At 61.6% G+C, this 21799-nt stretch carries 19 protein-coding genes; 13 read left to right on the top strand and 6 right to left on the bottom strand.

Annotated features, from left to right (window positions below; all coding sequences use genetic code 11):
• Positions 1-20: 20 nt before the first annotated feature.
• From AC07VV_RS19780 to AC07VV_RS19730, 11 genes are all read left to right on the top strand, one after another.
• A complete protein-coding gene (locus AC07VV_RS19780) occupies positions 21-725 on the top strand; it encodes a MotA/TolQ/ExbB proton channel family protein (protein WP_007959058.1) in 705 nt (234 codons plus the stop codon).
• On the top strand, positions 725-1126 hold the full coding sequence (locus AC07VV_RS19775) for an ExbD/TolR family protein (protein ID WP_085703293.1): 402 nt from the start codon (positions 725-727) through the stop codon (positions 1124-1126). Before AC07VV_RS19780 ends, AC07VV_RS19775 begins: the two co-directional genes overlap by 1 nt.
• A gap of 208 nt (positions 1127-1334) precedes the next feature.
• Positions 1335-4040, top strand: a complete 2706-nt coding sequence (locus AC07VV_RS19770; RefSeq protein ID WP_495037209.1) for a TonB-dependent receptor — start codon at positions 1335-1337, stop codon at positions 4038-4040.
• Between the two features lie 110 nt (positions 4041-4150).
• Positions 4151-6022, top strand: coding sequence for an extracellular solute-binding protein (locus AC07VV_RS19765; protein WP_495037208.1), 1872 nt, complete (start codon positions 4151-4153; stop codon positions 6020-6022).
• A 1-nt stretch (position 6023) separates the two neighbouring features.
• A complete protein-coding gene (locus AC07VV_RS19760; RefSeq protein WP_096823061.1) occupies positions 6024-7088 on the top strand; it encodes a microcin C ABC transporter permease YejB in 1065 nt (354 codons plus the stop codon).
• Positions 7088-8110: an ABC transporter permease gene (locus AC07VV_RS19755; protein WP_096823062.1), complete on the top strand. Its 1023-nt coding sequence runs from the start codon at positions 7088-7090 to the stop codon at positions 8108-8110. The genes AC07VV_RS19760 and AC07VV_RS19755 overlap by 1 nt, the downstream gene beginning before the upstream one ends.
• Positions 8111-8124: 14 nt before the next feature.
• A complete protein-coding gene (locus tag AC07VV_RS19750; RefSeq protein WP_495037207.1) occupies positions 8125-9750 on the top strand; it encodes an ABC transporter ATP-binding protein in 1626 nt (541 codons plus the stop codon).
• Positions 9751-9839: 89 nt separating this feature from the next.
• On the top strand, positions 9840-10361 hold the full coding sequence (locus AC07VV_RS19745; RefSeq protein WP_493155750.1) for a DUF3455 domain-containing protein: 522 nt from the start codon (positions 9840-9842) through the stop codon (positions 10359-10361).
• A 42-nt stretch (positions 10362-10403) separates the two neighbouring features.
• On the top strand, positions 10404-10937 hold the full coding sequence (locus tag AC07VV_RS19740) for a sigma-70 family RNA polymerase sigma factor (RefSeq protein ID WP_495037206.1): 534 nt from the start codon (positions 10404-10406) through the stop codon (positions 10935-10937).
• Entirely contained in the window at positions 10934-11629 is a 696-nt protein-coding gene (locus AC07VV_RS19735) for an anti-sigma factor (RefSeq protein ID WP_495037205.1), read from the top strand. The genes AC07VV_RS19740 and AC07VV_RS19735 overlap by 4 nt, the downstream gene beginning before the upstream one ends.
• 113 nt (positions 11630-11742) lie before the next feature.
• Positions 11743-12105 carry a hypothetical protein gene (locus tag AC07VV_RS19730; RefSeq protein ID WP_495037204.1) on the top strand — a complete coding sequence of 121 codons (363 nt, stop codon included), beginning with the start codon at positions 11743-11745 and terminating at the stop codon, positions 12103-12105.
• Positions 12106-12183: 78 nt separating this feature from the next.
• Here the strand turns inward: AC07VV_RS19730 and AC07VV_RS19725 are convergent, their stop codons facing one another.
• Positions 12184-13272: a DUF1615 domain-containing protein gene (locus AC07VV_RS19725; RefSeq protein WP_495037203.1), complete on the bottom strand. Its 1089-nt coding sequence runs from the start codon at positions 13270-13272 to the stop codon at positions 12184-12186.
• Between the two features lie 184 nt (positions 13273-13456).
• On the opposite strand from AC07VV_RS19725, the gene AC07VV_RS19720 reads away from it, so the two are divergent.
• Positions 13457-14992, top strand: a complete 1536-nt coding sequence (locus AC07VV_RS19720; RefSeq protein ID WP_495037202.1) for an FAD-dependent oxidoreductase — start codon at positions 13457-13459, stop codon at positions 14990-14992.
• 4 nt (positions 14993-14996) lie between these two features.
• On the opposite strand, the gene hemB is transcribed toward AC07VV_RS19720, so the two are convergent.
• From hemB to AC07VV_RS19705, 3 genes are all read right to left on the bottom strand, one after another.
• A complete protein-coding gene (gene hemB / locus AC07VV_RS19715) occupies positions 14997-15971 on the bottom strand; it encodes a porphobilinogen synthase (protein ID WP_003223551.1) in 975 nt (324 codons plus the stop codon).
• 101 nt (positions 15972-16072) lie between these two features.
• A complete protein-coding gene (locus AC07VV_RS19710; protein ID WP_495037201.1) occupies positions 16073-17809 on the bottom strand; it encodes a caspase family protein in 1737 nt (578 codons plus the stop codon).
• Positions 17810-17884: 75 nt separating this feature from the next.
• Positions 17885-18583, bottom strand: a complete 699-nt coding sequence (locus AC07VV_RS19705; RefSeq protein ID WP_495037200.1) for a glutathione binding-like protein — start codon at positions 18581-18583, stop codon at positions 17885-17887.
• 297 nt (positions 18584-18880) lie between these two features.
• On the opposite strand from AC07VV_RS19705, the gene AC07VV_RS19700 reads away from it, so the two are divergent.
• The gene (locus AC07VV_RS19700) at positions 18881-19555 is read left to right on the top strand and encodes a histidine phosphatase family protein (protein WP_096823071.1); all 675 of its coding nucleotides are present in this window, start codon (positions 18881-18883) and stop codon (positions 19553-19555) included.
• A 31-nt stretch (positions 19556-19586) separates the two neighbouring features.
• Here the strand turns inward: AC07VV_RS19700 and mnmH are convergent, their stop codons facing one another.
• Both mnmH and selD read right to left on the bottom strand, forming a co-directional pair.
• Positions 19587-20690 (bottom strand): tRNA 2-selenouridine(34) synthase MnmH, encoded by a 1104-nt coding sequence (mnmH, locus tag AC07VV_RS19695; protein WP_495037199.1) that lies wholly within the window; start codon positions 20688-20690, stop codon positions 19587-19589.
• On the bottom strand, positions 20690-21724 hold the full coding sequence (selD, locus tag AC07VV_RS19690; RefSeq protein ID WP_096823073.1) for a selenide, water dikinase SelD: 1035 nt from the start codon (positions 21722-21724) through the stop codon (positions 20690-20692). The genes mnmH and selD overlap by 1 nt, the downstream gene beginning before the upstream one ends.
• Positions 21725-21799: the final 75 nt, after the last annotated feature.

Here is a 21799-nt window from a genome sequence, read left to right as displayed (position 1 = left end):
AACGCAAGCGAGGTGTAGCCATGAACGATTCTTTGTCTTCGATGATTGTCCCCGGCGTGCTCTGGGGGCTGGTGCTGTTTTCCGTGGTCAGTTGGGCAATCCTGCTGGTCAAGTCGGCGCAATACCTGCGCCAGAAAACCCAGAACAGACAGTTCAGCAAAGCCTTCTGGGGCGCGCCGGATCTGCTGACCGCCGCCGAGCACGCCAGCCAATATCCGGGCTCGCTGGCGCGGATCGCCAGCAGCGGTTTCGAAGCCCTGCTGGTGGAAGAATCCCCCCGCACCACCCAGCAACTGGCGCACACCATCAACCGCTCCGACCGACTGGAGCGCAACCTGCGCCAGCAGATCCAGAAGGAACGCCGCTCGCTGGAAAACGGCCAGGCGATCCTCGCCAGCATCGGCAGCACCGCGCCGTTCATTGGCCTGTTCGGTACCGTGTGGGGAATCATGGAAGCCCTGCAAAGCATCGGCGCCAGCGGTTCGGCCAGCCTGGAAACCGTGGCCGGCCCCATCGGCCACGCACTGATTGCCACCGGCGTGGGGATTGCCGTCGCGGTGCCGGCAGTGCTGATTTACAACTTCTTCCTGCGGCGCCTGAAGCTGGCCTCGGCAGACATGGATGACTTCGCCCACGACTTCGACGCCCTCGCCTCGCGCAGTGCGTTTTCCATCAGCCGCCAGGCCATCGCCAAATCCACGGCCGCCGTGCGGGAGGCCAGCTGATGTCCTTTTCCACTCAAGACAGCGATGAAGTGCTCAGCGAAATGAACGTCACGCCGCTGGTGGACGTAATGCTCGTGCTGCTGGTGGTGTTCATCGTCACCGCGCCGCTGATGACTAATGCGATCAAGGTCAACCTGCCAAAAACCGATGCCGTCGCCCCCGCCGAAAAGAAAGACCCGGTGGTGGTCAGCGTCGATCAGGACGGCAAGTTCTTCCTGGCCAAGACCGAGCTGGCGCCGGAATCACTGGAGGCCAGCCTCAAGGAGGTCAAGGCCAGGGACGCCGAAGTGCGCGTGCAGCTGCAGGCCGACTCCGCCGTGAATTACGGCCAGGTAGCCAAAGCCATGGCGTCCATCGAGCGCTCGGGCATCACCAAGATATCGGTGATGACCACCCGCTGACGGCGGTGCCGGGCGCGCTGTGAGGGACGCGCCCGACACCGTTCGTTGAATCCCGTCGCAATCGGCCGACCGAAAAAACGCAGCGCGTCTTCGGAGGGGATCGGCTTGCTTGAAGAAAGTGGTTTTCGCGGCGCGGCACCACCGTGCTCCGTGCAAAGAGGGCTCACAAGGCCATTTCGATAAACGTCTAACAAAGTCGGAAACAACCATGCTGATGAACACTCCACGCTTCACGCTCAAACCCTTGGTGGCGACGATTTCCCGTCACCGTTTCGTTCCGTTGTACCTGGTGGCCATGGGGATGGGCGCCGGGGTTCAGGCTGCCGAGGACGACAACAGCGTCCCGGCCGCCGCTGCGGTGGTCGCGCCGACCACGCAACTGCAACGGGTCGAAGTGACCGGTTCGGCGATCCGTCGGGTCGATGCGGAAACGGCGGTGCCGATCACCGTGCTCAAGGCCGAAGAACTGCGCAAACAGGGCGTGACCACCACCGCCGAACTGGTGCAGCGCATCACCGGCAGCCAGTCGATCAACAACAGCGCAGGCTCGGTCGGCGCGGCCACCGGCGGCGCATCGTTTGCCGACATGCGCGGCATCGGCGCGAACAAGACGCTGGTGCTGCTCAACGGTCGCCGGCTGGCGAACAACGCCCTGTCGGGCACCAACTCGGCCGGCGGCGCGGTGGATCTGAACATGATCCCGTTTGCCGCGATCGAGCGCGTGGAGGTGCTGCGCGACGGCGCCTCGGCCCTGTACGGCACCGACGCCATCGGCGGCGTGATCAACTTCATCACCAAGAAATCCATGACCGACGGCCAGCTCACCCTCGGTGGCGAAACCCCGACACACAGCGGCGGCGGTGCGACCAAGGACATAAGCGCCAGTTGGGGTTACGGCGATCTGGAACAGGACCGCTTCAACGTGCTCGGCGTGTTCAACTACAACAAGCAGCAGAACCTCGACGCCAACGACCGCTCCTTCGCCCGCGACTACGTGCCCGGCCGTGGCCTGGACCAGACCTCCGGCACCGCGTTCCCCGGCAACTACAGCCAGAACGGCAACGCCACCAACCCGCTGGCCAACAGCAATTGCAACGGCCCCAACCTGGTGGCCCGCGACGGCCTCTGCCGCTTCAGCACCCGCGAATACATCGACCTGGTGCCGCAGACCGAGAAGACGTCGTTCTTCGGCAAGACCACCGGCAAACTGGCCGATGATCACAACGTCAACCTTGAATACTTCTGGTCGCGCAACAACAACGCCACCGCGGTCGGCCCGGCGCCATTGACCGGCCTGAGCCTGGATTCGTCCTCGCCCTACTACCCTGGCAACGGCATAACCCCGGCGCCCACCGGTTTCGCCCTCGACCCGACACAACCGGTGGACGTGAACTGGCGCGAAACCGCCGCCGGCCCGCGCGAATCGAAAGACCAGAACACCAGCCAGCGCTTCTTGCTGAGCTTCGACGGTCTGGTCGGCGGCTGGGATTACAACGTCGGCGCCTCGTACAACCAGAACAAGATCGTCTCCAGCGTCACCAGCGGCTATGTCAGCGATCAAGCGATGATCAGCGGTCTGGCCAGCGGTCTGCTCAACCCGTTCGGACCGCAGAGCAGCGCCGGTCAGCAATACATCAATCAGGCCATGTACCACGGCGCCTATTCCACGGCGGTCGGTCGGGTGGCGGGTTTCGACGGGCGGATCAGCCGCGAAATCGGTGACTGGTTCGGTGCCGGCCCGTCGGGTCTGGCGCTGGGCGGCGAGTACCGCAAAGAGAAATTCCACCAGGACTTCGAGCCGTTCGCCGGCGACATCCAGAGCCTGGGCATCGACCCGGCCGGCAGCGTTGAAGGCGACCGCACCGTGAAAGCCGCCTACGCGGAAATCAACGTGCCGGTGCTCGACAGCCTGGAACTGTCCGCCGCCGTGCGTCACGACAAATACAGTGACTTCGGCAGCACCACCAACCCGAAATATTCGTTCCGTTATCAGCCGCTCAAGGAGCTGGTGGTGCGCGGCGCCTACAGCGAAGGCTTCCGCGCCCCGTCGCTGTATGAGTTGTATTCGCCGCGCAGCATCACCTACACCCAGGGCTACTACAACGACCCGGTGCTGTGTACCGGCGGCGTCGTGCAACCGGGCGGCAACGGCGGGCGCGATTGCGGTCAGCAGTTCCTCAACCAGATCGGCGGCAACGAAGACCTGGCCCCGGAGAAAGCCCGCAACGTGACGCTGGGCTTCGTCTATCAGCCGGTCAGCAATCTGTCCGTGGGACTGGATTTCTGGTGGATTCACATCTCCAACCAGATCCAGCCGTTCCCGGAATCCACCGTGTTCGATCAGGCCGGCAGCTACCCTGACCGCTTCGTGCGCAACGCCGACGGCACGCTCAATTACATCGTCACCGGCAACGCCAACCTCGGCATCGTCGAAACCAACGGCGTCGATGTGTCGCTGGACTATCGCTTCCCGAACACACCGTACGGTCAGTTCGGTCTGGGCCTGCAAGGCACTTATGTCGACGAGTACGACTTTCAGAGCACCATCAAGGGCCCGTTCACCGACAAGGTCGGCGACTTCAAGGGTGACGGGGTGATTGCCCGCTGGAAACACAACCTGACCGGTTCCTGGACCTTCGGCGCGGCCCGTGCGGCGCTGACCAACCGCTTCACCACCGGCTACAACGACTACGACCGCGAGACCAACGCGCGGGTCGCGTCGTATTCGGTGTGGGACCTGTCGGCCGGTTACACCTTCGACAAGGTGCTGGACGTGGATGCCGGGGTGAAGAACCTGTTCGACCGTGATCCGCCGTTCTCCAACCAGGCCTACAACTTCCAGAGCGGCTATGACCCGCGCTACACCGATCCGCTGGGCCGCACGCTGTTTGCGCGCATGACGTACCACTTCTGAGTCACGGTCGGGGCCGAGCAAGACTCCGGCCGGCCCCCTCCCCTTGCGAATTCGCATCCCGCAGCGGCCAGCCGCCGCTTCGGGTTTTTCCGGCTCAGAGGAACGACTTCATGACATTCATGCGCAACATGGCCGGCTTGCTGCTCGGCAGCGCGCTGCTGTGCAACGCGGCATCTGCGCTGGCCGGCGGCAGCTACGCGATGACGGTGTACGGCGAGGCGCCGAAATACCCTGCCGGCTTTCACCACTTCGATTTCGTCAATCCCGACGCCCCGAAGGGCGGCTCGCTCAGCCGCGCTTCGATGGAGATCGGTCAGTACAACTACATCACCCCGTATGCCGATCAGGGCATTTCCGTGGTGCAGGTCAACGACTGGGTGTATTCGCCGCTGGCGTTCCGCTCGCTGGACGAGCCCTACACCGTCTACGGTCTGGTGGCGCAATCCATGGAGCGCGATCCCGGCGGTCTGTGGGTGCGTTTCAACCTGAATCCCGAGGCGCGTTTCGCCGATGGCACGCCGATCACCGCCGAGGACGTGCGCTACACCTTCGAGCTATTGATGACCAAGGGCAGCCTGAGTTATCGCCAGCAATACGCCGACGTGCAGGACGTGCTGATCGAAGGCCCGCGGCAGATTCGCTTCACCTTCAAGAACAACCTCAACCGCACCCTGGCGCTGGATCTGGCGTCGCTGCGACCGGTGCCCGAACACTGGTGGAAGACCCGCGACTTCGCCAACGGCGGCGGTTTCGAACCCCCGCTGGGCAGCGGCCCGTACCGGGTGAGCAAGGTCGACGCGGGGCGCAGCATCGGTTTCCAGCGCGATCCGGATTGGTGGGGCAAAGATCTGCCAGTCAGTCGCGGGATGTACAACTTCGACAGCCTGACCGTGAATTTCTACGGCGACACCGACGTCGCCCGACAACTGCTGCAGGCCGGGGCGTTCGACTACAACCGCGAGTTTTCCTCGTCTGGCTACGTGGTCGGCTACGACAGTCCGGCCCTGCGCGACGGACGCCTGCAACAGGCGATTCTCGCCCCGGACAAACCGACCAGCGCCCAGGGCTTTGTGTTCAACCTGCAGAACCCGCTGTTCAAGGATCGCCGCGTGCGTCAGGCGCTGAGCCTGCTGTGGGATTTCGAGTGGACCAACAAGCAGATGATGCGCGGCTTCTACGTGCGCCAGAACAGCTACTGGCCGAAGAGTGAAATGGCCGCCACCGCCCTGCCCGACGCCGGAGAACTGGCGATCCTCGAACCGCTGCGCGGACAGATTCCGGACGAGGTTTTCAGCCGGGTCTATCAGGCGCCGAAAACCGATGGCAGCGGCTACATCCGCGACAAGCAGTTGCAGGCTCTGAAGCTGTTGGCCGAGGCCGGATGGACACCGAAAAACAACCGACTGGTGAACGCCGCCGGTGAGCCATTCGAATTCACCTTCCTCGACGGCCAGGGCGGTTTCGACCGCATGCTGCTGCCGTACAAACGCACCCTGGCGCAGATCGGCATCACCCTCAATCTGCGACGCATCGATTCGGCGCAGTACGTCAACCGGCTCAACGCCCGGGACTACGACATGATCGTCACCAGTTTCCCCCGAAGCGGCGACCCGATCGTCTCGCCGGGCCGCGAGTTGTACAGCCTGTATGCCTCACAGAGCGCCACGCAAATCGGCAGCTCCAATTCGATGGTGCTGGCCGACCCGGCCGTGGACCGGCTGATCGACGGTCTGGTCCAGGCCAATACCCGCGACGCCATGGTGCGTTACGCCCGCGCCCTCGACCGGGTGCTGCAATGGGGTGACTACATGATTCCCAACTACTACTCCAAAGGCACGCCGACGGTGTATCAGAACCGCTTCGGCAGGCCGCCGGTGCAGCCGGTCTACAGCGAAGGCCTCGATACCTGGTGGGAGGTCTCGGCCAAGCCGCTGACCAATCAGCAGATGAGCGCCCTGCACCAGCTCGCGGGGGGCCAGTGACATGTGGCGTTATCTGAGTCGACGTCTGTTGCTGATCATCCCGACGCTGCTGTGCATTCTGGTGGTCAACTTCGTCATCGTGCAGGCCGCGCCCGGCGGCCCGGTGGAACAGGCCATCGCCCGCCTGCAAGGCTTCGGCGGGCACAGCATGGGCGGCGCCAGCGAGGTAACCGCCATCGGCGGTGCCGGGCGCAGCAGCCGTGGCCTGGACCCGGCGCTGATCGAAGAAATCAAACACCACTACGGTTTCGACCGACCGATGCACGAACGCCTGTGGCTGATGCTCAAGAACTACGCGCAACTGGACCTGGGCAGCAGTTTCTTTCGCGGTGCGAAGGTTACAGATCTGATCGTGCAGAAACTACCGGTGTCGCTGTCCCTCGGCCTGTGGGCAACCTTGATCACCTACCTGATCTCGATCCCGCTGGGCATTCGCAAGGCGATCCGAAATGGCAGCGCATTTGATGTCTGGAGCAGCACGGCGATCATCGTCGGCTACGCAATGCCGGCGTTTCTGTTCGCGATCCTGTTGATCGTGGTGTTCGCCGGGGGCAGCTACGTCAACTGGTTTCCGGTGCAGGGGCTGGTCTCGGACAACTTCGACAGTCTGAGCCTGTGGGGCAAGGTCGGCGACTACCTCTGGCACCTGGTGTTGCCGGTGACGGCGCTGGTGATCGGCGGTTTTGCGACGCTGACGATCCTGACCAAGAACAGCTTCCTCAACGAGATCAGCCGCCAGTACGTGATCACCGCGCGCGCCAAGGGGCTGACCGAAAGACGCGTGCTCTACGGCCATGTGTTTCGCAACGCGATGCTGCTGGTGGTGGCCGGTGTGCCGTCGGCGTTGATCGAGGTGTTTTTCGCCGGTTCCCTGCTGATCGAAACCATCTTCAACCTCGATGGCCTCGGGCGCATGAGCTACGAAGCAGCGGTGTCGCGGGACTACCCGGTGGTGTTCGGCACGCTGTTCCTGTTCACCCTGTTCGGCCTGTTGATCAAGCTGATCGGCGACCTCTGCTACACCCTGCTCGACCCGCGCATCGACTTTTCGGCGAGGACTGCCTGATGTTCACACTCTCTCCTCTGGGCCGGCGGCGCATCGCGCAATTCAAGGCCAACCGTCGCGGGCGCTGGTCGCTGTGGCTGTTCATCGGGCTGTGCCTGATCTGCCTCGGCGGCGAACTGATCGCCAACGACAAGCCGCTGGTGATCCGCTACCACAACGCCTTTTACTTCCCGATCCTCAGCGATTATCAGGAAACTGATTTCGGTGGCGAACTGCCGTTCCAGCCGGATTACGCCAGCAATTACGTACACAGGCTGATCGAGGATCAGGGCGGCTGGATGCTGTTCCCGCCGATCCCGTTCAGCTACGACACGGTCAATTACGACCTCACGGAACCGGCACCAAGCCCGCCGTCCTCCAGCAACTGGCTGGGCACCGACGATCAGGCGCGGGACGTGTTGGCGCGGGTGATATTCGGCACGCGGATTTCGATTCTGTTTGCGCTGATCCTCACCGCTGTCAGTGCGCTGGTCGGCATCGTCGCCGGGGCGTTGCAGGGTTACTACGGCGGCTGGGTCGACTTGCTCGGGCAACGGGTGCTGGAGATCTGGTCGGGGCTGCCGGTGTTGTACCTGCTGATCATTTTGTCCGGGTTCGTCTCGCCGAGTTTCTGGTGGCTGCTGGGGATCATGGCGCTGTTTTCCTGGCTGGCACTGGTGGACGTGGTGCGCGCCGAGTTCCTGCGCGGGCGCAGTCTGGAGTACGTCAAGGCCGCGCGGGCGCTGGGGCTGACGGACAGCGAACTGATGCGCCGGCACATTCTGCCCAACGCCATGACCTCCACCCTCACCTACTTGCCGTTCATTCTGACCGGCGCCATCGCCACCCTCACCGCACTGGACTTTCTCGGCTTCGGCATGCCCGCCGGCACCGCGTCGCTGGGGGAACTGATCGGCCAGGCCAAGCGCAATCTGCAAGCGCCGTGGCTGGGGCTGACGGCGTTTTTCGCCCTGGCGCTGATTCTGTCCTTGCTGGTGTTTATCGGCGAAGCCTGCCGTGACGCGTTCGATCCGCGATCCTGATCCCCGGAGCTGAAATGACCGATAACCTGATTGAAATCCGCGACCTGCGCGTCGCCTTCGCCGGGCATGAAGTGGTGCACGGCGTAAACCTCGACATCCGCCGTGGCGAGTGCCTGGCACTGGTCGGCGAATCCGGCTCGGGCAAATCGGTGACGGCGCACTCGATTCTGCGTTTGCTGCCAGGCAAAACCGTCAGCAGCACGGGCAGCATCCGCTACAACGGCGTGGACTTGCTGCACGCCAGCGAAAAACAACTGCGCAGCTTGCGCGGCAATCGCATCGCTATGATTTTCCAGGAGCCGATGACCTCGCTGAACCCGTTGCACACGGTGGAGAAACAGATCAGCGAAGTGCTGGAGCTCCACAAGGGGCTCAAGGGTCGCGCCGCTCGCCAGCGCACGCTGGAGCTGCTGGAACTGGTGGGCATTCGCCAACCGTTGCAACGGTTGAAGGCCTATCCGCACCAACTCTCCGGCGGCCAGCGGCAACGAGTGATGATCGCCATGGCGCTGGCCAACGAACCCGAATTGCTGATCGCCGATGAGCCGACCACGGCGCTGGACGTGACCGTGCAGCAGAAAATTCTGGAACTGCTGATCGAGTTGCAGCAACGCCTCGGCATGTCGCTGCTGCTGATCAGTCATGACCTCAATCTGGTGCGGCGCATCGCCCAACGGGTGTGCGTGATGCGCCACGGGGAAATCGTCGAACAGGCCGAGTGCGAAACGCTGTTCCGCACCCCGCAGCATCCTTACAGCCGCCTGCTGATCGAGGCGGAACCATCCGGCGCACCGGTGCCGAGTCGCTACGATCACAACTTGCTGGAAGTGGACGACCTGAAAGTCTGGTTCCCGCTGCCCAAGGCGCTGTTCAGCCGCACCCAGGAATACATCAAGGCGGTAGACGGCGTGAGTTTCCGTCTGCAACGGGGCAAGACCCTGGGCATTGTCGGCGAGTCCGGCTCGGGCAAGTCGACGCTGGGGCAGGCGATTCTGCGGCTGGTGGAATCCGAGGGCGATATTCGGTTCGGCAACAAGCAATTGAGCCTGCTCAATCAGCGTTTGATGCGCCCGTTGCGCCGGCAGATCCAGGTGGTGTTCCAGGATCCGTTCGGCAGCCTCAGCCCACGGATGTCGGTGCAGCAGATCATCGCCGAAGGCCTGCTGACCCACGGCATCGGCACGGCCGAGGAACGTGAGGCAGCAGTGATCCGTGTGCTGGAGGAAGTCGGCCTCGACCCGCAGAGCCGGCATCGCTATCCCCACGAATTCTCCGGCGGCCAGCGCCAGCGCATTTCCATCGCCCGGGCGCTGGTGCTGGAACCGGCGCTGATTCTGCTCGACGAGCCGACCTCGGCGCTGGATCGCACGGTACAGAAACAGGTGGTGGAATTGCTGCGGCAGTTGCAGATCCGCCATGGCTTGACGTACCTGTTCATCAGCCATGACCTGGCGGTGGTGCATGCGCTGGCGCATGACTTGATGGTGATCAAGGATGGCAAGGTGGTGGAACAGGGAGCGTCGCGCGAGATTTTTGCGGCGCCGCAGCATGCCTATACCCAGGCGTTGCTCAAGGCTTCCGGGCTCGTGCAGGCACGCCAAATTGAGGGATCTGCAACGGCTGCAAAAATTTTCTCATGAGCCCTGCATCCAAACCGCTCCGTCACGGGTAGTCCCTGTAACAGCCCTCTTTCGGCTGTCAGCGGTTTACCCTTTTCGGAGAAACACTGATGAACATCACCCAATTGATTGGCCTCACCGGTTTGCTCGCTGTCGCCTCGACAAGCTTTGCCCAAAGCAGTTATCCCGACGCGATCAAGGTGCCGGACGGCCACAAGATCGCCCTGGAGACCACCGGGGTCGGCGAGATCACCTACGAATGCCGGGACAAGGCCAATGCCGCCGGGCAAACCGAGTGGGTGTTCGTCGGCCCGAAGGCGGTGCTCAATGATCGCAGCGGCAAACAGGTCGGCACCTACTTCGGCCCGCCCGCCACCTGGCAGGCGCAGGACGGTTCGAAAGTCACCGGCACGCAACTGGCCGTTGCACCCTCAAGTCCGGGCAACCTGCCCTATCAACTGGTGAAGGCTAACCCCGCTGAAGGCAAAGGCGCGATGAGCGGCGTGAGCTACATCCAGCGCGTCGCCCTCAAGGGCGGTGTGGCGCCGGGCAGCGAATGTACGGCCGCAAACAAGGGTAAACAGGAAGTGGTGAAGTACCAGGCCGACTACATTTTCTGGGCGGCGAACTGAGCCTGACTGGACGTTTGGTCGATGCTTGCTAGATTGCAGGACATGCCCTTGCCCGAAACTGCATTCGATTACGAAGCCCGCCTCGCCGCCTGTTCTCGCGGCGAGCGCGAGGCCCTGCGCGAATTGTACGTGCAGGAAGGTCCGCGGCTGCTCGGTGTGGCCCGGCGTCTGGTGCGTGATACGGCGCTGGCGGAGGACATCGTCCATGATGCGTTCATCAAGATCTGGGCCGGCGCGTCGGGGTTCGATCCGGCGCGCGGTTCGGCTCGAGGCTGGATGTTCAGCGTGACCCGGCATCTGGCGCTGAATGTGTTGCGCGATCATGGCCGGGAAACATCGCTGGACGACAGCAACGAATCACTGGCGAGTGATGACGGCTTCGACACGCTGGCGCAATCGACGCGCATCCACCGCTGCCTGCATCAACTGGAACCGCAAAGGCGCCGCTGCATCCTTCACGCCTACGTCGACGGTTACAGCCACGCGCAGATCGCCCAACGCCTCGACACGCCGCTGGGCACCGTCAAAGCCTGGATCAAACGCAGCCTCAATGCGTTGCGGGAGTGCATGGGATGACCACCGAATCGGCGCAGGAACGCGATGAACTGGCGGGCGAATACGTGCTTGGCACGCTCTCGGCCGAAGAACGCGCCGAAGTGCAGCGACGCCTGCCGAACGAGCCCGAGCTGCAAGCGGCCGTGGATGCCTGGGAACGGCGTCTGCTGGAACTGACCGACCTCGCCCCGGCGCATCAGCCCTCGTCGCAGTTGTGGCAACGCATTGAACGCAGTGTCGGGCAACTCACCCATAAAATGGCGCCAGAGATTTCATGGTGGAACCGCCTGTCGCTGTGGCGCGGATTGAGCGCTGCCGGGTTGGCCGCAACCTTGTTATTGGGTTCGATCCTGTTGACGCAGACCACGCCGAAACCGAGTTATCTGGTGGTGCTGGTCGCGCCACAAGACAAGGCACCGGGCTGGGTGATCCAGGCCAGCAGTCCCCGGGAGATTCAGTTGATTCCGCTGGGCGTGGTCGAGGTGCCGGCGGACAAGGCGCTGGAGTTCTGGACCAAGGCCGACGGCTGGCAAGGCCCGGTGTCGCTGGGTTTGGTCAAGCCGGGGCAAGCGCTGTCGATTCCGCTGGACAAGCTGCCGCCGCTGCAACCTGACCAGCTGTTCGAGCTGACGCTGGAAGGCGCCAACGGTTCGCCGATCGGCAAACCCACCGGGCCGATTCAGGCGATTGGCCGCGCGGTGAAGGTGCTGTGACAAACCATCATCGGCGTCGATGTTCACCATCACGTCAATGAAGTTCTCTTAAAAAATGCCGGGCGTAACATCTGCTCCATACCAAACAAACAACACCCCCGGAGCACAAAATCATGAAACGCCAAGTCATCCTCAGCATTGCCCTTTCGGTTCTGGCCTTCAACGCGTTTGCCGCCAAACCTGCCCACACCATGATCGCCGAAGGCGGTTCGGATCGCCTGATCGAACAGCGCGTTGCCGAGGGTGGCTCGGATCGTCTGCTGGAACGCCGCGTTGCCGAAGGTGGTTCGGATCGTCTGCAAGAACGTCGCGTTGCCGAAGGTGGCTCGGATCGTCTGCAAGAGCGCCGCGTTGCCGAAGGTGGCTCGGATCGTCTGCTGGAACGCCGTGTTGCTGAAGGTGGATCGGATCGTCTGCAAGAACGTCGCGTTGCCGAAGGTGGCTCGGATCGTCTGATCGAACGCCGCGTTGCCTGAATGAAGGGCTCCACCGCAGTAACCCAGAGAAAACCCGGCTCCCGTCAGCCGGGTTTTTTTATGCCTTTTTTTGCCTCATCAGTCCTTGGCCATGCAGCGTCGATAGCGCTCTTCGACCCGCTTGGCAAACCACGCAGTAGTCAATTTGCGGGTGATCTTCGGGCTTTGCAGGACAATCCCCGGCAGCACGGCCCGGGGCAATGATTTGCCTTCTGCCTTATCCGCCAGTTCGAAGACCCGTTGATACAGCCTGGTCTCCTCGAATCCCAGTGTGTTGCCCTTCTCCAGTTGATCGCGAATCTGAGGGTTGCGCAGGCCCAGTGACTTGCCGAGCCTGCGCACCGCCAGTTCGGTCGTGCCCGGCATGATCGAGTCGTAGCGGATCAGGTCACCATCCAGCGCCAGCGGAACGCCCGAGGCGCGACTGACTGCATTCTGAAACGCCGCGTTGCGACTGGCGTACCACCCGGCATTGAAGTCGGCGAAACGGTACAGCGGCTCGCGATAACTCACCGGATACCCCAGCAAATGGGCGATGCCGAAATACATGCCGCCACGGCGCGTGAACACTTCGTGGCGAATCGTGCCGCTCACCGGATACGGATAACCCTTGGCATGCTGTTCGGCGAATTCGATGCTGACCTGCATGGGTCCTGCGGTGTGCACCGGGTTGAAGCCGCCAAACAGCGTGCGTCCCATCGGCACCATGCCGATGAAGTCATCAAAAATACCGCTCAGGTCTTTCTCGGTGCGTGCTGCGCTCAGGCGTTCGCTGTAAGTCTTGCCGTTGGGCGAGCGCACCTGCAAGGCGCCGCTGACCAACAGGTTCGGGATGTGGACCTTGGCCGCGCGCCGGTCGATCTCGTCGCGGGCGATCTTGCCCAGGCCGGGCACCGGCGGATCGACCTGAAAGTTGGATTCCTGCTCGGCGACGGCCAGCACCGAACAAAGGTTTTGCGTGGTCGGGCTGATGCCCTGGGCAGCGAACGCGGTGTAGATGTCCGTGGCCCAGCCCTGGCGGTCGGCGGTTTTCGCTGGCAGCAGGCGCACAATCTGCGCCTTGACCTCGGCCGGCGAACGCGGGGCCGGTTCCTGCCCGCGTTGGCCTGCGCAACCGGCCAGCACCAGCAATGCGGCGAGGCTGACGAATAATCGAGGGGTGTGCATAACGCTTCATCCAGTCCGTTGAGCCGGGTTAACCCTACGCTCAATCGCAGGGTGCAGGATAGGACTGCGGGCCGGCGGCGCTGTTCCATCGTCCCGTTTGGCAGACCGACTGGCTGCCCTCGCCTGCTGATCCATACTTGCTGCTGCACACTCAGTGGCAAAGGGCACGCGAGGAGGACAGACCATGAACCGCAGTGACGTTCTGATCATCGGCGCAGGCCCCACCGGACTGGTACTGGCCCTGTGGCTGAGCAAACTGGGCGTGCGGGTGCGCATCATCGACAAGAGCTCCGTGCCGGGCACCACCTCACGGGCGCTGGCGGTACAGGCGCGCACGCTGGAGTTGTACCGGCAACTGGACCTGGCCGACGCGGTAGTGCGCAACGGCCACCGGGTGGCGGCGGCGAATTTCTGGGTCAAGGGCAACCCCGTGGCCCAACTGCCGCTCAACCGCATCGGCGAAGGCCTGACGCCTTACGCCTTCCTGGAAATCTACCCGCAGGACGAACACGAGCGGTTGCTGATCGACCGTCTCGAGGACTACGACGTGACTGTCGAGCGCAACACTACGCTTGAGAGTTTCACGGAAAACGGCGACGGCCTCACCGCGCATTTGCGTCTGCCGGATGGTGAGCAGGAGATCTGCCAGGCCTGTTACCTGGCCGGTTGTGACGGCGCCCGTTCGGTCGTGCGCAAAACCCTCGACACAGGCTTCCCCGGTGGCACCTATCAACAGATTTTCTATGTCGCTGACGTGCAAGCCAGCGGCCCGGCGCTCAACGGCGAGTTGCATCTGGATCTGGATGAGGCGGATTTTCTCGCGGTGTTCCCGCTGGCCGGCGAAGGCCGTGCGCGGCTGATCGGCACCGTGCGCGACGAACGTGCAGATCGCGCCGAAACTCTGGAATTCTCCGATGTCAGCAGCCGCGCCATCGAGCATTTGAACGTGCACATCGAGGACGTCAACTGGTTCTCCACCTATCGCGTGCATCATCGGGTGGCGGATCACTTTCGCAAGGGTCGGGCCTTTCTGCTCGGCGACGCAGCGCACGTGCACAGCCCCGCCGGTGGCCAAGGCATGAACACCGGCATCGGCGATGCGATCAATCTGGCGTGGAAACTTGCGGCAGTGCTCAGCGGTGGCGCCACGGCGAAGCTGCTCGACAGCTACGAAACCGAACGCATCGCCTTCGCCCGGCGACTGGTGTCGACCACTGACAAAGTCTTCAGTTTTGTGACTGCCGAAGGCCGGATGGCCGATCTGTTGCGCACACGACTGGCACCGTTCCTGATCCCGAAAATGGCCTCATTCGAAACCAGTCGCGAATTCCTGTTTCGCACCGTCTCGCAAATCACCGTCAATTATCGGGGCATGGCGTTGAGCGAGGGAGTGGCCGGGCATGTGCACGGCGGCGACCGCTTGCCGTGGGCCCATGATGGCGAGGGGGATAATTACGAACCGCTGCGCAATCCATGCTGGCAGGTGCATGTGTACGGCGACACCAGCGACGAGATGATCGCCTGGTGCAATGAACACCACTTGCCGCTGCACGTGTTCGACTGGCGCCCGGCGTTTGAATCGGCAGGACTGGGGCGCAACGGCTTTTACCTGTTGCGCCCGGATACCTACGTGGCGATTGCCGACAACAGCGCGGATCCGAAGGTGATCGAACGGTATTTCCGTGATCACGGGATCCGGCCGTTTTTCAGTTGCCCCTGACGGATCAGATCCCGGCCAGGGCCAGGTCCATCGCGAAGTAGGTGAAGATCAGATCCGCACCTGCGCGCTTGATCGCACCGAGGCTTTCGCGCACCACACGATCCTCGTCGATGGCCCCGGCTTGGGCGCCGAACTTGATCATCGCGTACTCGCCGCTGACCTGATACGCCGACAGCGGCAGGTTCGAGGCTTCACGGATATCGCGAATGATGTCCAGGTACGCGCCCGCCGGTTTGACCATCAGCGCGTCGGCGCCTTCCTGCTCGTCGAGCAATGACTCGCGCAGGGCTTCGCGGCGGTTCATCGGGTTCATCTGATAGCTTTTGCGGTCGCCTTTCAGCGCGCTGCCACCGGCCTCGCGGAACGGGCCGTAGAGCGCCGAGGCGAATTTGGTCGAGTAAGCCATGATCGGAATCTGAGTGAACCCGGCATCGTCCAGTGCCCGGCGAATCGCCCGCACCTGACCGTCCATCGCGGCCGACGGTGCGATCACATCAGCGCCGGCACGGGCGGCAGCCACGGCTTGCTTGCCGAGGTTGATCAGGGTCTGGTCGTTGTCGACTTCATGGTTGTGCATCACGCCGCAATGGCCGTGGTCGGTGTACTCGCAGAAGCAGGTGTCGGACATCACGATCATTTCCGGCACGGCGTCCTTGGCGATCCGCGACATGCGCGACACCAGACCGTTTTCGCGCCAGGTGTCGCTGCCGTTGGCGTCGAGATGATGAGACACGCCAAAGGTCATCACCGACTTGATCCCGGCCCGGGCGTAACGCTCGATCTCGCTGGCCAGTTTGCGCTCCGGAATGCGCATCACGCCGGGCATGCTCTTGATCGGCACGAAGTCGTCGATCTCTTCTTCGACGAAGATCGGCAGCACCAGATCGTTGAGCGAAAACTCGGTTTCCTGGAACAGGCTGCGCAGGCTCGCATTGCGGCGCAGACGGCGTGGACGTGCTTCGGGGAACTGACTGGACATGGGGCCTTTCCTGAAAACGGGCAGATGAGACGAAAGTCGTAGGGGGCGAAGCTTATGCCTTGCGTGGTGCAAGGCACAAATAGCAGCCGAAGAAAGGTCTGTTACAGATCAGGCAACAATTCGTCTGACTTGCCAGGCTCAAACACGGGCTCGTAATAGCTCACCGTGTTCCGCCCCAAAACGACCAGATTGCCATTGTCCGCAAACGCCAGGCCATCGAGGCTATCAGCCTGTCCAACACCATGATTGATGATTTGCACGGTGACAGTGTTTCGAGTGTCGATGAAGTAAATCAATCCTTCCCCGCTGCCCACTGCGAGTAATGGATACAGCGGGCTCAACGCGCTGAACAAAAGATGATTGGACTGGAGATGTGACTCAAGAAACCTGATGTCTGCCTCGGTGTAGGTTTCCGGCTCAAATACAAGTCTGTGAACTGTTTCGTCATCATTGACGCTATTGATCAGCGAACCCCGACGCGAAGAGGCCGTTTTGACAAAACGCCCCAAAGAGCCCCACTGACTTGCACACTCAGAATTTGATGAAACAATCCGGAGTTCACCCTCGGAAAGGGTACACAGCACATCACCACCACCTAATGCCACCATAGAGTTGACGTCGCCCAAGTACTTTGAAACCAGTGACGTGACTGTCGGCTTGCCTTTGATGCCCTGAATCCGCACCAACTGATTCGAATGACCTCCAACAAGAGCCACGTCATCGGACACGAACAACGCACACACCCAGGGTTTGCCCTGCTTCCCTACATGACTGGCGACAACCTCCCAGGATTTACCACTGCGACGAAAAACCTGAAAAGTGCTCTCACCAAAAACAATAAAGCTAGTGCCGCCTGGACTGACGACCACTCCATACTCATGCGCTTCATGACACTTAAGCACTTGGTCACCAATGATCACCTGCCCCTCAGGATTGACCACAATAAATTCGCCTTTTGCAGTAACAGCGCAGCTGCAAATCTTGGTGAAAAACTTGCTCAACTCAAATCCGGAACTATTCAGGTGTAACACATTCCCCACAATCGAGAATGCCTTCAGCTCATCATTAGGTGGTGAAAACAAACCGCCCTCAAGAGGGTTGATAGGGACATGAAAACTGTGAAACTTTCGATAAGACGGCAGATCACTGAACGTTACCTGGGCATTCAAACTCGAATAAAACCATGGCCTCTGTCGCTGTTCCGACTGTTGAACAATCGACAGGCCAATATCCTTGAAACTGTCCTCGATCGTGATGCCATGCATCAAAATCCGCTGGCACAGTTCCAGGGTGTACAGACTGTTCTCACCCAGCCCGTCGGCCGCTGGATCCCCGGAACTCGTCGAGTATCCGATCAAAACATTGTCATGCCTGTTCTTACCCTCAAGACGTTCATGGGAAATACGTTCGGCAAACATCCGCCATTGATCAACACTCCAATCTGACGTCGTCGTTCTGCAAGCATCCAGTACGACAATACGAGGAGTTTTGACATCCGTCGTCAGTTGAAAAAACTCTGACAAGGCAAACGCTTCACGCAGGACGCTATCCGGGCGAAGGTCCTGTGACATTCCGGTTCCCAAGAGATATGCAGCACCATTCAATTCAATCGCGTGGCCCGCAAAATAAAACAACGCAAGAGCGCCCTGTTCTAGGGCTTTTTGGGCGAACACCGTGACCGCCGCCTCCATATCGTTCGCGTCCTGATTCTCAAGCCGGGTGACAGTGAATCCGCGAGCGGTCAATGTCTCCTCCATCAGGCGCGCATCATTGACGGCATTAGGGATCGGTTCGAAAGCGTAATTTGCATTACCAATGATCAGCGCCAGCTTTTCCACAGACTTATTCCTTTAAAGGCAGGAAGGCTCGCGCAAGCCATCCTGCAAATGCTCAAAAATCGGGTTTTGCCCTGATCAACCGGGAATGGTCAGCCCGCGCACCACGGCCGGCCGCGCCAGAAAACGCTCCAGTACCCGGGTGACGTTCGGGAAGTCCTTGATGCCGACCAGGTCGCCCGCCTCGTAGAAGCCGATCAGGTTGCGCACCCACGGGAAGGTGGCGATGTCGGCGATGGTGTAGCGCTCGCCCATGATCCAGTCGCGCCCTTCGAGGCGGGTGTTCAGGACGCTGAGCAGGCGTTTGCTTTCGTCGACGTAGCGGTCACGGGGACGTTTGTCTTCGTAGTCCTTGCCGGCGAATTTGTTGAAGAAGCCGAGCTGGCCGAACATCGGGCCGATGCCGCCCATCTGGAACATCAGCCACTGGATCGTTTCGTAGCGCAGCGCGCCTTCCTGGGCCAGCAACTGACCGCTCTTGTCGGCGAGATAAATCAGGATCGCACCGGATTCGAACAACGGCAGCGGTTTGTCATCCGGGCCGTGGGGATCGAGGATCGCCGGGATCTTGTTGTTCGGGTTCAGCGACAGGAATTCCGGGGACATCTGGTCATTGGTGTCGAAGCCCACGCGGTGCGGCTCGTAGGGCAGACCGATCTCTTCGAGCATGATCGAGACCTTGACGCCGTTGGGGGTCGGCAGGGAATAGAGCTGAATCCAGTCAGGGTACTGCGCCGGCCATTTCTGGGTGATCGGGAACGCGGACAGATCAGTCATGTGTAGCATCCAGTCACAAAATGAAAGGCCTGAGCATAATCCACGTTTTCCGCTCTGGCTCGGGTTCTTTTTTGCTGTGGCCGCCGTGCTTACTTAAATCCGCAACATCCTGTCGCTAACCTTCCCTCAAGCCTTTGGACGATGCCATTAGAGTGCGCCCCGGCAAGCGGATCGAACCAAAAGGCCTGCGGGGGCTCCAAGAAAACCAATCAAGACAGGGAAAAACACCCGGCCCCGGCAGCCCGTGGTGTAGAGGTTTGTCAGCCTTAACCGAACACGCTGAAGAATCCTGATCTCATGACGAACTTGATGAAAGTCGCCAAACGCTTCAAACATCGCGCCTATGTTGCCCTGCCCTCGCTGCTGGCGGTGAGCGCGCTGTTTCTGTCGCTCGAATCCAGCGAAAGCCGTGCACAACCGGTGGACGGCACCCAGACCCTGATCTTCCTGCGCCACGGGGAAAAACCTGCCGGCGGCCTCGGCCAGCTCAACTGCCAGGGCCTGAACCGCGCCATCGAGCTGTCGACGCTGCTGCCGGAGAAATTCGGCAAGGCCGATTACGTGTTCGCCGCCAACCCGACGCGCAATGTCGAGGAAGGTGAGCTGGACAACTCCTACAGCTACATCCGCCCGCTGATGACCATCAGCCCCGCCGCGATCAAGCTCGGCCTGCCGGTGAACATCGAGTTTTCGGCCAACGACACCAGCGACCTCGCTCGGGAGCTGACCGCCGACAAGTATCACAACTCGACCATCTACACCGCGTGGTCCCACGGCTACCTGCCGGAGCTGATCAACAAGGTCGCCGGCAAGGCTGTTGGCGAGAAACAGTCCATCACCGAGGACTGGGCGTCCGGCGACTACGACTCGCTGTACGTGCTGACCCTGACCTGGCACAACGGCAAGGCCAGCCTGCAGAGCCACAGCTACAAGCAGGGGCTGGATAACGGCAAGGTCACGTGCCCGACTTGAGTGTTCTGGAGCCGGCGCCGGGTTTACGGTTTCAGCGTTTTTGATTCAACCGCTGGCGCAGATACTCGATCACCGCCCCGCGCTCCCCGGCAAACTCGATCCGCGCGCCCTTCTTCTCGCGCTGAAACACATACATCGGGTCGTAATATTCGCGCAGCAACCCTTCGATCCAGCCCCGGTGCAAATCCACCGCGCCGCTGCGCCCCTGCTCTGCCAGTGCGTCTTCCATCAACAGCAGCATCCGGCGGTGGCGTTCGCCGCCCAGACGCTTCTGCACGTTGTTCAGGCTCTCGAGCAACCGTTCAGAGAACAGCGCAAAACCCTGCTCGCCGTGCACTGCCGAAAACTCGGCCGACAGATCCACCACGTAATCGCGCAGGATGCGCTGTACACGATCTTCAAAACTGTCCTCCAGCCAGACCATCGGGTATTGCTGCATGCCCTGATACAACGGCAGCGGCAAGGCGCAGCTGCCGACTACCCGGCTCTCGTCTTCGAGCACGAACTGACCGATGCCGGCATCACGTTTCTTGAGGAGGTCGATGGCCAGGCGGTTTTCGAAATCGATGTTCGACGGTTGCCCCGTGGCGCGCTTGCCGAAACTGGAACCGCGATGATTGGCGTGGCCCTCCAGATCCAGACCGTTGTCCAACTGCACCAGCAGTTCGGTCTTGCCGGTGCCGGTCATGCCGCCCAGCAACACGAAATCGCACTGGGTCACGGCTTGCTCGAGGGTGTCGATCAGGAAATTGCGCAGCGCCTTGTAACCGCCCGCGATGCGCGGATAGTCGATCCCGGCCTCGCTCTTGAGCCATTGCCGGGTGATCTGCGAACGCAAGCCGCCGCGAAAGCAATAGAGATAACCGTCGGGATGGGCCCGGGCAAACTCGGCCCAGGCCTCGATACGTTCGGCCTTTACCGCGCCGGACACCAAGCGGTGGCCCAGTTCGATGGCAGCGTGTTGGCCATGCTGCTTGTAGCAAGTGCCGACCTTCTGCCGCTCCAGATCATTCATCAGCGGCAGATTGACCACGCCGGGGAACGCACCTTTGTGAAACTCGACCGGCGCGCGAACATCCATCAGCGGTCGGTCGTTGAGGAAAATATCCCGGTAATCGCCGTAGTCAGGGTCCATCAAGACACCTCGACGGCGTGGGTCTGTCGCTCGACCAGTTCGCCAATCGGTTCCAGGCTCAAGCCCAGTTCCGCCGCCACGGCAAGGAATTCGGCGTTGCCTTGCGGGGTCACGGCCACCAGCAACCCGCCGCTGGTCTGCGGGTCGCACAACAGCCGTTTGTGCAGTTCCTGCACCCGCCCGAGTCGGTCCGAATAGCTGTCGAAATTGCGCAAGGTGCCGCCCGGCACACAGCCCTGTTCGAGGTAATACTCGACGCTGTCCAGACGCGGCACCCGGTCATAGACGATGCGTGCGGTGAGGTGGCTGCCGTCAGCCATTTCCACCAGATGCCCGAGCAGGCCGAAACCGGTGACGTCGGTCATCGCGGTGACCCCGGCCAGTTTGCCGAAGCGACTGCCGGGTTTGTTCAGCGTACACATCCAGTCCCGGGCCAGACCGATATCGGCGTTGCGCAACTTGCCCTTCTTTTCGGCGGTGGTGAGGATGCCGATCCCCAGCGGTTTGGTCAGGTACAGCAGGCACCCGGCGGTGGCCGTGTCGTTGCGCTTCATGAAGCGTTTTTCCACCAGTCCGGTGACAGCCAGACCGAAGATCGGCTCCGGCGCATCGATCGAATGCCCGCCCGCCAGGGGAATTCCCGCCGCATCGCATACCGCGCGACCGCCACGAATCACTTCGCGCGCGACTTCCGGTGCCAGCACGTTCACCGGCCATCCCAGAATGGCAATGGCCATCAATGGATCGCCGCCCATGGCGTAGATATCGCTGATCGCATTGGTCGCGGCAATCCGACCGAAATCGAACGGATCATCGACGATCGGCATGAAGAAGTCGGTGGTCGACACCACGCCGCGCTCGGCATCGATCTCGTACACCGCCGCGTCATCACGCGAGGCGTTGCCGACCCACAGTTTCGGATCAAGGTTCTGCGCCCCGCTGCCGGCGAGGATCACCTCCAGCACTTTGGGCGAAATCTTGCAGCCACAACCGGCGCCGTGGCTGTACTGGGTCAGACGAATGGGCTCGCTCATCGGGGCAATCTCCGGGAAGGGACAGGGGCGAATTCTAGCAGAGGGTTTGGCGGGCAAAAAAAACCGCCCTTTCGG

This window comes from Pseudomonas sp. GW821-FHT02C04 (genome assembly GCF_059421845.1).
This window is presented reverse-complemented; position numbering and strand designations above follow the sequence as displayed.